General features: G+C 41.0%; 12 protein-coding genes. 4 read left to right on the top strand and 8 right to left on the bottom strand.

Annotated elements, in window-relative coordinates:
* Positions 1-19 precede the first annotated feature (19 nt).
* The 5 genes from JW841_17980 to JW841_17960 form a co-directional block, all read right to left on the bottom strand.
* On the bottom strand, positions 20-2,059 hold the full coding sequence (locus tag JW841_17980; protein ID MBN1962825.1) for a hydrogenase: 2,040 nt from the start codon (positions 2,057-2,059) through the stop codon (positions 20-22).
* 32 nt (positions 2,060-2,091) lie between these two features.
* Positions 2,092-2,772, bottom strand: coding sequence for a PTS sugar transporter subunit IIA (locus tag JW841_17975; protein MBN1962824.1), 681 nt, complete (start codon positions 2,770-2,772; stop codon positions 2,092-2,094).
* A gap of 112 nt (positions 2,773-2,884) precedes the next feature.
* Positions 2,885-3,706: an N-acetylmuramoyl-L-alanine amidase gene (locus tag JW841_17970; protein MBN1962823.1), complete on the bottom strand. Its 822-nt coding sequence runs from the start codon at positions 3,704-3,706 to the stop codon at positions 2,885-2,887.
* A 52-nt stretch (positions 3,707-3,758) separates the two neighbouring features.
* On the bottom strand, positions 3,759-4,985 hold the full coding sequence (locus tag JW841_17965; protein MBN1962822.1) for a YgeY family selenium metabolism-linked hydrolase: 1,227 nt from the start codon (positions 4,983-4,985) through the stop codon (positions 3,759-3,761).
* A 125-nt stretch (positions 4,986-5,110) separates the two neighbouring features.
* Positions 5,111-6,229: an energy transducer TonB gene (locus tag JW841_17960; protein ID MBN1962821.1), complete on the bottom strand. Its 1,119-nt coding sequence runs from the start codon at positions 6,227-6,229 to the stop codon at positions 5,111-5,113.
* A gap of 50 nt (positions 6,230-6,279) precedes the next feature.
* Here JW841_17960 and JW841_17955 point away from each other — a divergent pair, with 50 nt between their 5' ends.
* From JW841_17955 to JW841_17940, 4 genes are all read left to right on the top strand, one after another.
* Complete coding sequence (locus JW841_17955) at positions 6,280-7,416, top strand: glycosyltransferase family 4 protein (GenBank protein MBN1962820.1); 1,137 nt, start codon at positions 6,280-6,282, stop codon at positions 7,414-7,416.
* 26 nt (positions 7,417-7,442) lie between these two features.
* Positions 7,443-7,691 (top strand): hypothetical protein, encoded by a 249-nt coding sequence (locus tag JW841_17950; protein MBN1962819.1) that lies wholly within the window; start codon positions 7,443-7,445, stop codon positions 7,689-7,691.
* A 77-nt stretch (positions 7,692-7,768) separates the two neighbouring features.
* On the top strand, positions 7,769-8,683 hold the full coding sequence (locus tag JW841_17945) for an OmpA family protein (GenBank protein ID MBN1962818.1): 915 nt from the start codon (positions 7,769-7,771) through the stop codon (positions 8,681-8,683).
* A gap of 269 nt (positions 8,684-8,952) precedes the next feature.
* A complete protein-coding gene (locus JW841_17940) occupies positions 8,953-9,156 on the top strand; it encodes a hypothetical protein (GenBank protein ID MBN1962817.1) in 204 nt (67 codons plus the stop codon).
* Positions 9,157-9,306: 150 nt separating this feature from the next.
* On the opposite strand, the gene JW841_17935 is transcribed toward JW841_17940, so the two are convergent.
* The 3 genes from JW841_17935 to JW841_17925 form a co-directional block, all read right to left on the bottom strand.
* Positions 9,307-10,200 (bottom strand): hypothetical protein, encoded by an 894-nt coding sequence (locus JW841_17935; protein MBN1962816.1) that lies wholly within the window; start codon positions 10,198-10,200, stop codon positions 9,307-9,309.
* Positions 10,201-10,570: 370 nt separating this feature from the next.
* Positions 10,571-11,818, bottom strand: coding sequence for a hypothetical protein (locus JW841_17930; GenBank protein MBN1962815.1), 1,248 nt, complete (start codon positions 11,816-11,818; stop codon positions 10,571-10,573).
* 392 nt (positions 11,819-12,210) lie between these two features.
* The gene (locus JW841_17925) at positions 12,211-14,367 is read right to left on the bottom strand and encodes a S8/S53 family peptidase (GenBank protein MBN1962814.1); all 2,157 of its coding nucleotides are present in this window, start codon (positions 14,365-14,367) and stop codon (positions 12,211-12,213) included.
* Positions 14,368-14,387: the final 20 nt, after the last annotated feature.

The raw sequence follows: 14,387 nt of genomic DNA, 5'->3' as shown, positions 1-14,387 counted from the left end.
CACGACAATGTCCTCGGGCTTAATGCCTAATCAATGCTATGCAAGCAAAAACGATAAGTGCTATTAATATACCAAGTATATATGCTTGCGAACTTCCTGACTGAATCCATCGTAAATGTCGAGAACAGCGAGCCAGACGACGCAGTGTTGGCGTAATAAAACGTATTAAAATAGTATCAGGGATATCGCTATGAAATGAACTCGGACGTGCAAAAACGCCATGAACATGAGGTAAATGTTCTTTTGGCCATAAAGCCCATTTAAAAAAGCCTACGATAGTTTTTGCTAATGATGAACTGGTATACTGCATACGCGCACTTGGTGCCGCATAGCCGCAATCCCAGGTAGGTACAGTAGTCAAGAGTGAAGCAATGGCTGGGTTATTAGTCGAGGTGGCTATTGTCTGTTTGGTACGAGTGAAAAGGCGCAGCGTGATAAAAGCACCTACGAGTAAAACCCATAATATTACGGCTAATAGCTGTAGCCATGAGAGAGGTGCAAGTGCAGCTAAATCAGGTATAGAATGTTTTAATTCAGGTGCAAAAATTGTAGCGGTTACATTGAATATTGGGGCCATAAGCGGTGGAAATAAACCAACAAAAATACATCCTATAGCTAAGATTGCCATAGGCCAAAGCATGATTTTATCGGCTTCATGCGCATTAAGCGCAGATTTTGAGCGTGCTTCTCCGAGAAATACTGTACCAAAAGCTTTAACAAAACAAGCAAGCGCTAAAGCACCAATTAGTGCTAAAATGGGCGCTCCACAGGCACCAACTGCCCAAAGTGTTGTTGCCGGTGATGCAACAGTACGAAATAGGCCAAGATAGATTAAAAATTCGCTAACTAAGCCGTTTAGTGGTGGTAAGCCACAAATTGCTATAGCTCCGATGATAAAAGCAATTGCAGTATAGGGCATACGTCGAGTTAGCCCACCGAGTTGATCCATATTGCGTGTGCCAGTACGATGAAGCACTGAACCTGCAGCAAAAAAAAGCAGCGCTTTAAACATACTGTGGTTTAAAACATGTAATAATGCGCCAGCAATACCAAGAACGAGAAGCACCGGAGAATCAAGCGAACGCCCGATAAAGGCTAAACCAAGACCCATGCAAATGATGCCAATATTTTCAATGCTATGATAAGCAAGCAAACGTTTGAGGTCGTGTTGACCAATAGCAAAGGCAACGCCAAGCACACCCGAAATCATTCCTAAAGCAAGTAAAAGCGCACCCCACCAAATTGGCGGGTGCGCAAAAAGTGAACCAAGGCGTACTAACCCGTAAATACCAACTTTAATTAAAACCCCTGAAAATAATGCTGACAAATGACTAGGGGCACGAGCATGGGCTTCAGGTAACCAAACATGTAGCGGTATTATCCCGGCTTTGAGGCCAAAGCCAGCGACGCCCAGCAAAAAGATGGTATTAGCAATAGCTTGATTGCTGCTGTCTATTGGTGCGGCAAATGCAAGTTGGCCGCTCGCCACGAATAAGAGTGTGAACATTGCAAAAAGGCAAAGGGTACTCAAACGAGCAGCAACTAAAAAAACGTAACCAGCTTCACGTACGACTTGTTTATCATCTTGGGAGGTTAAGGCCATAAAAGCGGTTAACGCCATAATTTCCCAAGCGGCCAAGAAGACAATAGTGTTACGTGCACAAACTATGAGAATAAGCGCGGCACAAAGCAAACCATAAAAAAGTTGCAGTCTACGACCGTCACGCAGGTGCTGTTGTTGCGGCCAATAACTACGGGCATATATTGATCCCAGTGCAGCGATTAAACATATGGGCAGAAGAAAAATTGCGGTGAGAGCATCGAGGTGCAGCCAAACAGCACTGCAATGAGTAAGCCAAGGCCAAGATATATTAAAACTATTATCAAACGATACCGGAAAAAATACTAACACTGCGGCACTAATGCCTAATAATGAGCCAAAGATAATTAAGGCATTTGCAAGACGCTCGCCTATGGTGTTTTGTTTGTTAAAAAATAACCCAGGAATACCGCTGATGGCAGTTAGCAAAATGCTACCAATGACTAGGTTCTCGAGCATGCGTGTATCCTTAGTTTGGAAAAAGTTTGTAATTAAGATGTAATTATCGCATCGAGACGGCGGGTATGTTGCAAGATGGATTGTGGGTCATGGCGGGCAAGCACACAAGCTTTAAATTGTTCATCACGTAAAGCTGTGGCTAAACGTGCTAATAGTTGCAAGTGACGTCGAACATTGGGCGTGACCATGACGAATAATGTATGCACTTTTTCGACGGGTTTGTTTCCCATCTGTATTGGTGAGGCCAAAAAACATAGAGCCATTGAAGTTAAACCATCACCATTGACAGCTATGGGTTGGCGTACATGCGGTATGGCGATACCGTCGCCAACAGCGGTTGATCCTGCGGATTCGCGAGCAAGAAGAATTTGTAACAACATTTCACGATCAACATCTTCAGGTAATTGTAAGATGGATACTACTGAGTGTAAGACAGATTCACGATCGCTACCGGTTATTTGGTAGTGAATACCACCAAGCATGAGGGCATCAGTTAACATTGGTAGTTGTTGGGTTTGTTTATCACTATCGTTAAAAAGTTCGGTAGATATAAACATACGACGAGCCGTGGCCCATTCAAGCAACTCAGTACGATTCAGCCGTGCTTGATCATTTACCCAGTAGCACGGAAGCTGTCCCTCTTCGATTAGGCGATAGACATGGTTTTCAGGGATTTTTAATACGTGCGCCGCCTCTAGGACGGATAGATGCATTTTTTACATACTCCATAAAAGACCTGTAAGTCTCTTTCCTACATGGTGCTGCTTTAGCCTATGGTGATGGAATTAACAAGTGATTAAGAGAAATAAAAAAATTTTTGAGTACTTACTTTTGGGAGTCATTTTTTGTCATTATCGATGCTAATTTAGTGTCTTCAGTTGTGAAAACATGAGTTAAAATAGCAGCAGCTAATGCTTGAGCAATTTTGCGTTGATAGTTGGGCGTATTTAGGCGAAGGCATTCGCTAGGATTACTTAAAAAGCCAACTTCAACTAATACTGAAGCCATATTTACAAATCGTAAAACATAAAAAGGGGCTTGAAGTACGCCACGATTAGGTTGTTTAAGGCGTGAACAGACACTTTGTTGCACTAACGCGGCAAAACGTTGACTTTCAGTATGTGCTGCATGCAGACGCAAGCTATCGAGAATAAGCCCTAAGGTGTTTTCAGCAGTTGTGAAGTCACGCCTACCTTCATTTTCAATAAGGGCTAATTTTGCAATGCGTTTATCAGAAGCGCGCTGTGATACAAAAAAAGTTTCTACTCCATGTGAAGTAACACCTGGAGCAGCATTAGCATGCACCGAAATAAACAAATTAGCCTTTTCATGATTGGCTATTTGCACACGTTCTTCAAGGCTTAGTCTTATATCTTTATTACGTGTCAGTTTAGTACGAACTCGTCCACTTGCCATTAGTAATTTGTTAAGTTCTAAAACTATGTTTAAAACTACATCTTTTTCATAAGCGCCGCATACACCACGGGCACCACTTTGATTGCCGCCGTGACCAGCATCCAATACTACTAAAAAGTTGGTTGACTTATTATTACGTGCATTATTAGCTGCCAAAGTCGTGACATTTTGATTGGTCACCGGGGTGGCGGCAAAATACCAAGTTAAAAAATATAAAAAGAAATTAGTCACAATCTATATAATATAGTTGTCGGCACGAATAAGCCAAATTTTCGATTAAAATTTATCGTCTTCGTCGTGGAATTTTAATAGGCTCGGTATCTGGTAGATAACCCGGTAGCGTGGCATAAAAAGACATACATTTTTCTAAATCATCTATACGTACATGGTCGTTAATTGGGCCTGAAAAGCTTTCTTCAGAAGGGCCAAATCCAATGGTAGGTACTTTAGCAATACCCATGGTATAAACCCCTGCGGTAGACATGGTCCAACGATCGATCAGAGGTTTTTTCTTGAAAACACTCTTATATGCACCTTCGGCAGCATCAATAAGAGGATGATTTTCTGGCAGTACCCAAGTGGGGAAATATTTTTCCATAGGTAAGCGCAAACCACGATAGCTTGGTTTGTCGTATGCAGCAATCTCAACCTTAGCCCGAGAGCCACGAGCAAGTTCTTTAATTTGCATAATTACTCGTTTAACTTGATCGTTAGGTAGCATACGCCGATCAATAATAATGCGACATGATTCTGGCAGCATATTAGCCCCAGTAGAATCGCATTCAATATGAGTAACAGCCACCGTAGCTTTTCCTAAGAAAGGATCAGAAGGTAAGCTTTGATTGAGCTTTTGCACACCATCAATGATTTTACTCATGCCATAGATGGCATTAAAACCTTTTTCAGGCATTGAGGCATGTACAGGTTGACCGCGCATTGTCACTTGTATTTCAGCGCGTCCGCGTTGCCCACGACATATGCGCATGCCAGTTGGCATTGAAAGAACGACAAAGTGTGGATAAAGCTTTTCAACATCAAATAAAGCTTTATAGGCTAAACCTTCGCATTCTTCAGATTGAATTGAGCCAATGACATAAATTGTGCAGTCATTGGCGAGATCAAGATCGCGAATGATACCACCTGCGCAAACGATAGCAGCAAGACCACCTTTGTTGTTGGCAGCGCCATGACCATAAATTTTGCCAGCTTTCATATCGCCGGAATATGGATCAAAACGCCAAGAGCTACGATCGCCAATACCAGGAGTATCAAGATGGGCATCGTAAATAATACGAGTACGACCATCTCCGATACGACCAACGACATTGCCAAAACGATCAACATCAGCGTCGTGATAGCCAAGCTTTAGCATCTCGCGGCGTACATGCATGGCTATGGCTTCTTCTTGCCTGCTATGTGACGCAATCGAGATTAGCTCGCGCGTAAATTCAGTACAACGATTTCGCTGTCTTTTGGCAGCGGCGACTATGCGTTCCCTCATCTCATCCATGGGATCAAAATTCTTAAGTCAAATTGAGGTAAACGGCAAATATTTATCTGCTTATAATGATAATAGTTTTGTATGGTTTGTAATAAATTTGTGATAAGCTGTTAAATAATAGATAACGCAACGCGTTATGGGCGAAAATCTAAACGGTAAGATATCTCTAACCCCGCTTTAAATTCTGGCCTTGGAAAATGTAATGTTTCAATACGTTTTAACAAACAAGCAGTGAATTCGGCATCAGCAAGCGTATCTTCTTCAACATTAGCTTTAGCTACTGAGCCATCAGCTTCAATATTGAGTTTTACAATTATAAAACCAGCGAGATCGGGCTTTTCTTTTAAACGACGATCGTAACAGGCTCGAAAATCATTATTGGCAATGGCAAAACTACCATTAATTTGTGAATTAGTGAGTTTACCAACCTTTTCATAGCCAACAGAGGGAGTAAAATGCATTGGTTGATTTAAAGTGACAGATTTATTTTTATATGGGACAGGAAATTTTAACCGATTAACTACCGCCAGGGCACAGGCATCAAAACCTCGATTACCAAGGCTTTTAAGCATTTTGCTGTTGATAACGGTACCCTGAGGGCCAATCACAATCTGTAAAAGCAGATCACCTTTAAGATCGGGCATGTCTTCTAAAGCAGCATCATAACAGCTACGAATTGTTTCTTGCGCTTGGGCAACAATAGGATCAGTTTGCGAAGGTGATAAACCTGGCTGGCCATCATGAGGATCGGGGTCAAGTACAAATATTAATGCCACTTGAAAGGTAGGTTTATCTATAGGCACCCAAAAAGCACCGATCCCAACACGCGTGAAATCACCAAGTAAAATCTCTTTGCTTTGTGCTTGCGCAAGTAATTGTTCAACAATAAGAGAAGCTTTAGTTCCAAATCCATATTGCAAACGATAATAATCGGTTGCTAAACCTTTTAGCTTAAAACGTACTATTGCAGCATTGATATCAACACCGTCAGTGGCCGCAATTTCAGCTTCATTGCGAATAAATTGACGTAATTGCTCATCAAGAGACAAGTTTTGTTGTTGCGCCTTTTGACGAGCTTGATTGATAGCTTTAAGTATCTGTACTTCAAGTGCCGCGGCTTTAGGATCAATTTTTCCTAAGCTGCCAGAAGTAAACCCCGATAAACCGCCGGGTTTTGGCCTTGGCGCCGCCAAGATAGCATTTGTAGCGGTGATAGTGATAACCAAGAAAATGGTAAATATTTGATAACGCATGGGAGGGGATTGTAGCGCTACATGAAGGGATTAGGAAGGTAGTAAAAAACGTGCGTATTCTGCATTTAGTAAGTTATTCGCTTTACTCAGGTCCATTGCCTCCTACGGTTGGCTTGGCTTTGGCGCAGCGTGATCTCGGACATGAGGTTTATTTGGCCTACGATAGCAAACGCGGAGCTTTTAATGATTTTGAAGAACCAGCCGCACCAAAATTAGCCGTGGCAAATCTACAAGCTCCGTGGCACTTTACTTTGTCAGCAAAATCAAATTTTTTAGAATTTTGGCGAGATTTTTACACCTTACGTAAAAGTGCCAAACAAGGTTCTCTTGATATTGTACATGTGCATCTTTCACATGATCATCTGCTCGCTGCTTTAGCCCTATCAAGTTTGCACTCTCTTGCTTGTGTGCGAACGATTCATGCTGAACGTTCATTGCATAAGCGCTTCGGCCAAGCTTTTTTGCATAGGCGAGCTGCAGCGTGGATTACTCGCGCTGACATTCATCGCGAGAAGCTTATTAAGCAGTTTTCAGTGGATGCAAACAAAGTTGCGGTAATTCCAAGTGGTTTTAATGCAATTAAATGGCCACATTCATCAGCAGCAAAACGTGCAGAATTACGCCAACATTTTTTAATACCTGATAATACGGCAGTAGTTGCGCATGTGGCACTTATTGCAAAGCGCGGTCAAAAAGAGTTGGTATCGGCGTTGGCGTTGATAGCAGCAGAGCAACGACCGGTTGTATTATTTGTTGGTCGTGGCGAAGGTGAAGCAGATTTGCATCAACATATTGCTAAGTTGCAAATGCAGCCCTGGGTACGGTTTGCCGGCTATTTAAAAGGTCAAGAACTTGAAAATGCATATCAATGTGCAGATGTGTGTTTTTTAGCGCAACCAGGTAATGATGCTAGTGCCAGAGCTATTTTAGAGGCAATGGCTGCTCAGGTTGCAGTAGTTGCGGTTGCAAGTGGTGCGATTGGTGAGTTGGTTACTAAAAAAAGAGGTTATCCTATTATATCGCGAGATCCTGATGTGATTAAGCAGGGTATTTTAGCAGCGTTGCAAGATCCCCAAAGAAGTAAACGTATTGAGGATGCTAGACAGTATGTACTTAATGAGCGTAGTTTTACAAATGAAGCTTTAGCTACTATAGATTTATATCAACGAACTTTAAAAAAGCTCTAAATTAAAAGTAAATTGGGAGACTAATAATGTGCCCAAGCAAACATAAAGATTCTACCGAACATTTGATTCAAACAGGTGAAGCTCTACGTTCTAAAAATGCAGAGAAAAGTAATCGTCGCAAACGTCCTCCTAGCACCAGACAGATAGTACAAGAAGCCGAGCGACTAATTGGTCGTGTACCACAAAATGCAGGCACTAAATCAATGTTACGGTTAATTGTGGTGCTTTCAGTAATAGCTTTGGTGACCGCGGGTTTGTTTTTTATTTTAATTTAAGATTTAATCTCAAATTCGAGCTAGACTTTGGTAGACAAGCTTTTAGATAAAAACGACCGTTATTTGTGGAGGTGCGTATGGCTGATTATAAAAGTCGCGAAGCATGGGATCCGACAGTAATGTCAAGTGCTCCTGAAGGTCAAAATGCCCCAGCACCAATCTCGGTGCCTAATACGAGTGAATCACCCCCAGATTCATTGCCATCAGAGATATCACCTGAGCCACAACGCCAGCAGTTTGATATGGGTGATTTATCATCTGCTGAAATACCGACTTATAAAATTCGTCGTAAATCAAACCCGGTACCATGGCTAATAACGATTTTATTACTGATTGGTGCCGGTGCTTTTATATTTTTCTATTACTTGCCTTTAGCTGAGCAAATTAAACAGCAGGCTGATGATCTGGTAATTGCTCGAAGTGAAAATACAAAATTAGCTGAGCAAATTAATGAATTAAAAACCGCTGCCGCTTCACTGCAAAATGCCGTCGATAAAAAAGACCAAGTCCTTGCGGAGTTGAGCAAAACTCAAGATGAGCTTTCGCAAAAATTACAAGAAGAAATAAAAAAGGGCGAAGTACTCATTAATCAACGCGCCGGTGAATTAGTAGTCGATGTTAGTGACCAAATTTTATTTGATTCTGGTGAGGCTGAGTTAAATTCTAAAGGTAAAGCGGTTCTTAAAAAGGTTGGAGAAACCTTTTTAAAAATTAAAGATAAAATTATTCAAGTTGGTGGTCATACTGACAATATTCCGATATCACCAAAACTGCATAAACTTTTTGCTAGTAATTGGGATTTATCAACTGCACGTGCGACCAATGTTGTACGGTTTTTGCAAGATGAAATCAAAGTGCCAGGACGCCGTTTAGTTGCCGCGGGTTTTTCTGAATATCGTCCATCAGCAAGCAATCGTACTGCAGCAGGTAGGCATAAAAATCGACGTATCGAAGTTGTGCTTTTGCCATCAGTTAAGCCAATTACCAAATAAATCCGGCTGAACCTTATGGTCAAGCAGTTTTACGCGGGCATATGGAAGAATTATTCTTTGGTGATGTTGATGACACTGAAGCATAAAATTTGTGTTCGTATGTTCAGTCATTGACCCAAAGCGCTGGTTGATGAGTGGCTTGCTACTACAAAGTGATAGCGCTATTAGTATCGAGCGCTGCCGCTGGTGTTTTTTTAAGCAACTCGTTCGTTTATTTGCCGAAAATTAAGCTAAGCTTAAAACTGAAATTGCAATTGCAGGATATTAAAATGGCAAATAAAGTTGATAGAAACGGGATGATTGCAAAGTTTTTTAATGGGGTTTATTCGCATCCAATTTTTATCAAGAAACCACCACCACCAACCGCAGAAAAGTCAGCATCATCACCCATGGAAATCGAGCCATCTCTTCTCTATCGCAATAAATTTCTATTAAAATATAATAATTTGCTATGCTTTATAAGAAAGCGTTAAAGATAGATCCTCGGATAAAAAGAGAATATTTTAAACGTGAATTTATAAAAAAGGCGAAATAATAAAGCCTGTCATTTCACACCGCTTTGCTTTCCCTAAACAGGACAGGAGATGACAGCGTTTATTTTAAAAATATGTACTAAGTATATATCAGCGTAGAATAAAAGATATTGGTGGGCAAGAAATAACATCATTGGGCAAGTCACCGTTTGATAATTTGGGTTGTGTTGAGTAAGTTGTATAAATTTCAAACTTTTTAGCTTTGCCATACTTGCTATCATCCGGTGGTTGTGGCTCATATTTGGCTATAGCGATTTCACGACTATAAGTTTGACCTGATTCTAGTAGTATATACTTTGCAGCACTTGCGGCATAAGTTGCATCAATTTCGTGGTCTTCCAGGCTAATTGTAAAGCCCGCACCATTGGGTTGATTAATCGTATCAACCACATTTACAGATTTATCGCTGATATTATGTATAAATAGCTTTAGTGGTATTGATTTTTTTCGGTGTACTTTATTTGCCTGTATTTCGATGCGACAATGCAGGCCAACTGAATTAGCAGCGCCCCACCTTAGGCCTAACTCTTCATGAAGTATACTAAGTACTTTTTTACCTTGGGGCGTTTCGGGAATATCTGCATAACCATAGGCGCGTACAGTTTCACTTTCTAAATTTAGTTCAGGATAAGCCGGTTGCGCCATTTGATTAGGCTTTGCAAGAGCAAATGGGCATAAGCAATAAGTAAAATGTGCGAAATTAGCATTGCTTAATGGGTTAATTTCGGCTTTAGGAATGCGCATTTTTTGATTTTCACCTGAAAAAATAACTCCAGAAGTACAAACACTTGCACAACTTGCGGTGCGTACCGAGATTTTCCAACCTTTGCCTAACCTGCGAAGCAAGAGTCGTCTAGCAGAACCTTCACGAGTAATTTTGGCACCTGTTGGATTATCTTGCTTTGTTGTTGGTTGCAGTGGCGCTGCTATTGTAAAAGGGGATATAAGTATAATAAATATAAATATAATAGATTTATATATCATGCTAGTTATCCATATAAATGAGTGAGATGATTAAGAAGATATCAATCTATAGAGCCTTAAGCCAAGCACAATTTATGGTAACATCGTAGGTAACATTAGGGTAAAAATCTAGTAGAACGAGTGCTAATATTTTTTTAAGGAGATATGCCTATGCCAGAAATGGGATGCGAGAGTTGCAAGTTCAGAGCAAAATATGAAGCCCGACCTCAATCGCTGCTGGGAAGGTTTTGGCGGTGGCATGCAGGGTGGTGCCCCGGTTTTAGAGCCTACCTCTTTTCGCTGCCCGAGGAACAAAGAAGAGATTTAGTGCAAAGATATAGGCTAAAGAGATATACCTCGCCGTGATATAGCGTTTTAGCGCTAATTTTTCTTAATGAGTTGTCTTGGTGTTGTGCTTGAATCTAGGATTTTCAACTTTGATGAATATATTAGAAGCATTTCGGTGATCGTTGATGGATTGGCGGCGGCCTAATGCATTATAGAAATTTACGTTTTTAGACGTTGTGGTATTTCGCCCTTCAAAATTTCTGGAGCTTAAACATACTCCTACCGAAGCGCTAGATTCTTGAATGCTGAGTTTTTTCACAATCGCAGGGTTGATGTACTCTTTAGCATGACGTTGCGCTGTTACATCTTCTTCTTTCCTAATATCATCTAATTCCCCTAATTTCGTCTCCATTTCTTCACAAAGGTCTGTGATATCGAAATTAGCATTGGTATGAAAAGCGATGCGGCTCAGGGCATCTAGGCGTTCTTGCTTGTTTTCAATTTTACAAGCCGCGCGAATATCTTCCATTACTTTAATATTGTCTTCTTTGGTCTCTTCTTCTGCTAAATTAACACCATACCTAACCGCGTAACTTTGCTTTTTGCAAAAGGCATCTAGGGCACTTAAAAGTTCTTCTGATTCAGGGTATTCTACCAGGGCCATTATAAGAGACCCAAACAACTCGCTGGCTTTTTTTAATTTATCAAAACGTTTCACTTCTTCATCTGAATTATCTTCAGCGTCGAGTACATCTTGCCAAAAATCAGGAATTTCTTCTAGCTTCTCAGCCCAAGTTTCTTGATACTTCTCTTTCCAATCTGGCACTTGACCATCATTATTTTTATTATAACTGGCCCAGTGACGCCACCATAACTCAACATCAGCCCAAGCTATAAAGGATGCAGCAACTCTATTGTTATTTATCGCACCAGTGCCGGGTAAGACATCTTCTGATAGTTTCCCGCAGAGAAAGATAGCGAGGCTGTTATTCCATAAGAGCGAATAGCTTTGGCAGCAAGTGAGTACGATTTCAATATCTGGGGCCTTCTTAGCATTAGTTATGATAGCATTACGCGCTTCTGTGGTAGTGACGATATCTTCAAACTTTGCATATTTATTGTATTTATTATTTATTAAAGTTGAATAAATTGCCTGTATGTATTCATTCTCATATGATGGAAGGTTGTTTAGATCGATTGCGATGTAATCAGTAGACCACGGATAAGGGTGATCTGTTGAATCTTTTGTTTTTGCCAATCCCGGAGGTGTCGATGGAAATGCAAAGTTATATACACCCATTTGCCTAAAAATAGCATCATGTGCGCTACTAGAACTTTGAACAGAAGCCATATCATTCTTCTTTCTTATTAACTCGTACCGGTTTTAAAGTACCAGTATGCTTTATATTCGCTTGTAATATAACGACAATTTATTACTATTTTGTCAATCATATAATCCATTAAAAAAAATATTAATATCACAAAATATATTAATGACGCAAGTGGTGCACAAATTGCCTTCAGTATTGCAAGATCGCATGAGTTTGATTGATTTTGAGCAGTTTTTTAAGATCCAGATAATCGGCAGATAATATAAATGCTGCGTTGCGACAAATAAGTGCTTATACACTTGGTCACTATGTGCAACTAGTTTTTGGTGCATCTATATAAAAATCAATTGTCATAATGGGCCTATTACTAAATTTTTAGGTAGTAATAGGCCCGACACTCAGTTTGAATGAATTATTCGGCAATATAGAGAGCGCTAGTTATACTCTGAGAGCCCATCAACCCATTTAAAGTTACCGAATCTGCAGTACTCAAAGAGCCGCTAGGTAAGAGCACATTTACCGTTGCAGCACCGGTAAAATCAGCCAGGCTATAATAAGTGCTAGTACCCGCGGTTACTACTTCTATACTTGGGCTGCTCATAGTTGTATAAGATGAATCTAAGCTTAGGTTTAAAAGATTAAAGCTACGTCGGGCAAGACAATTTGGGCACGGTGTACTGCCTGGTTGTGTATCAACCCAAGGTTGTGCGCTTGCATTATAGTATTGGCTATCAGGGCAAGGATTTAATGCTTTACCGGTGGTATAATTATATAGTTTAGAACTGCCGCAAACAGGATCTGTGTAAGATACATTAAATGTACCAGTAGTCGATGTTGCCGTGGTGTTAAATGCGGTAAAATCTAGGGCATCCAAAGCAATCGGTTTTTTCTCCCAGAGTCCGCATTCTGGCCAGGTAGACACTGGCGGACATGCCCCACCCCCAGAAGCACAGGCTGCCGTAGCAGCTTGGCAGACAGAAATACGTTTTGCTGGAAGCAATGGTGACTCAAGACCAAATTCGGCGTCGATACCAATAAAGTCACCAGCTTTATAAATAGTCTCAATTATCTCATAACCGGCGAGCCCTGATTGGTAATACCAAACAGTGCTGGTAGTGGCCGCAATAACGGCAGAGGCAACGCTAGTGCCGGTTAGTGGTTTAATTGGTGTTGCACCTTTAATAACCGGAACAGTAGCATGATCAGCATAAGCTACTAAACGTGGTCGACTTTGGGGACGTGAGATTGCTAAATCAAGACCCATGGTATCGATACCACCAGCAGCATATACCAAGGGAATTCTTCCAATATTTGCTCGCTCTGATATACCTTGGTGTTCGCCGCCAAGTAGCTCTTCGCATTCATGTGCATCAGGTACTGATACACTTTCCCAAGCAGCGGGTAAAATTGGTCCTTTAGTAAGAGTTTGACCTCCGCTAGTATTACCAGCCGCTGCAATAACGACTGCACCACGACAGCGGGCATCGACAAGCGCACTGTACACTGCTCTAACATCAGGGGCTAACAATCCGATTTGATTTTTAACATCAGCCGCTGGTTCTTTTGTAAGTTCATTACCACCGTAAAGTGATAACCAACCAAGTGAAAGATTAATCACTAAACGTGGTCGGTTTTTTTCAGGTATTGAATCCCATCTTTGTACTTCATGCCTTATTGCTTCTGCTAGAAAGGCAATCGAACCGAAACTACCACCATTAACCTCGTCTTCAATGAGTTTGCCAGTATTAGTATAACGTAATTGCGTACCCAACTGGCTAGTCATTACGGTAGTACAATTTTCTTTATGGCAAGTTAGTCTTTTGATCATATTCGCTAGACTATAACCATGTAGTGAAAAACCTGTGATATTTTCAATAGCTACCGTAGGTTCTTTTGTCGGGGTAGTATCAATAAGAGCTAAACGCACAGGTCTGACTCGAGCAGTAATGGTTGGTAAAAACGGCATTTTACCGGTTTGTTGGTCAAAAGCCTTGCTGAATGGCTCGATCATAATGTCATCAAGGGGATCACCCAAAGTCGCCAGCGCTGCTTGATCTTGAGACACAGAGGTAAAGAAACCTCCTTTTAATAATTCTTCAAGCTGTGGTGGTAGCTGTCTTGCCCCAAGCCGGTGTGCTACAGAGGGATCTTCGTATAGACAATATTGTCTTAGTCCCGGAGGTATATCTATCTCTTGTGCCTTGTCACGTGTGGTGAACAATGGACGAACACGTAATCCACTGACATTCGGACACGAAACATCTGGGTCGCTTTTTATGGCAATAAAACGCCAGTACATACCAGCGCCGCGAGCATCAAGTGGTGGCGCGACCGCAGTAGATATTGGTGGTGGAAATAAAATTTTAGCGCTTACAAAAGACTTATTAATGATCGATGCAGACAAAGCAGAACTTGCAACATCTGAAATCATCTCAGTGTTGTTTGCTTCAGTTTCAGTATTATTAGCAAGTGATTGCTCACCACAGCCAATGGCTAATAACAAGATAGCAAACGCCAATAGACTTTTTTTAAGAAGACAAGAAGTATTTAAAAGTTGCTCAGTGTACATAATAACACCCTCCTAACAAA

It is taken from the genome of Deltaproteobacteria bacterium, from assembly GCA_016931625.1.
Classification (GTDB): Bacteria; Myxococcota; XYA12-FULL-58-9; order XYA12-FULL-58-9; family JAFGEK01; genus JAFGEK01.
This window is presented reverse-complemented; position numbering and strand designations above follow the sequence as displayed.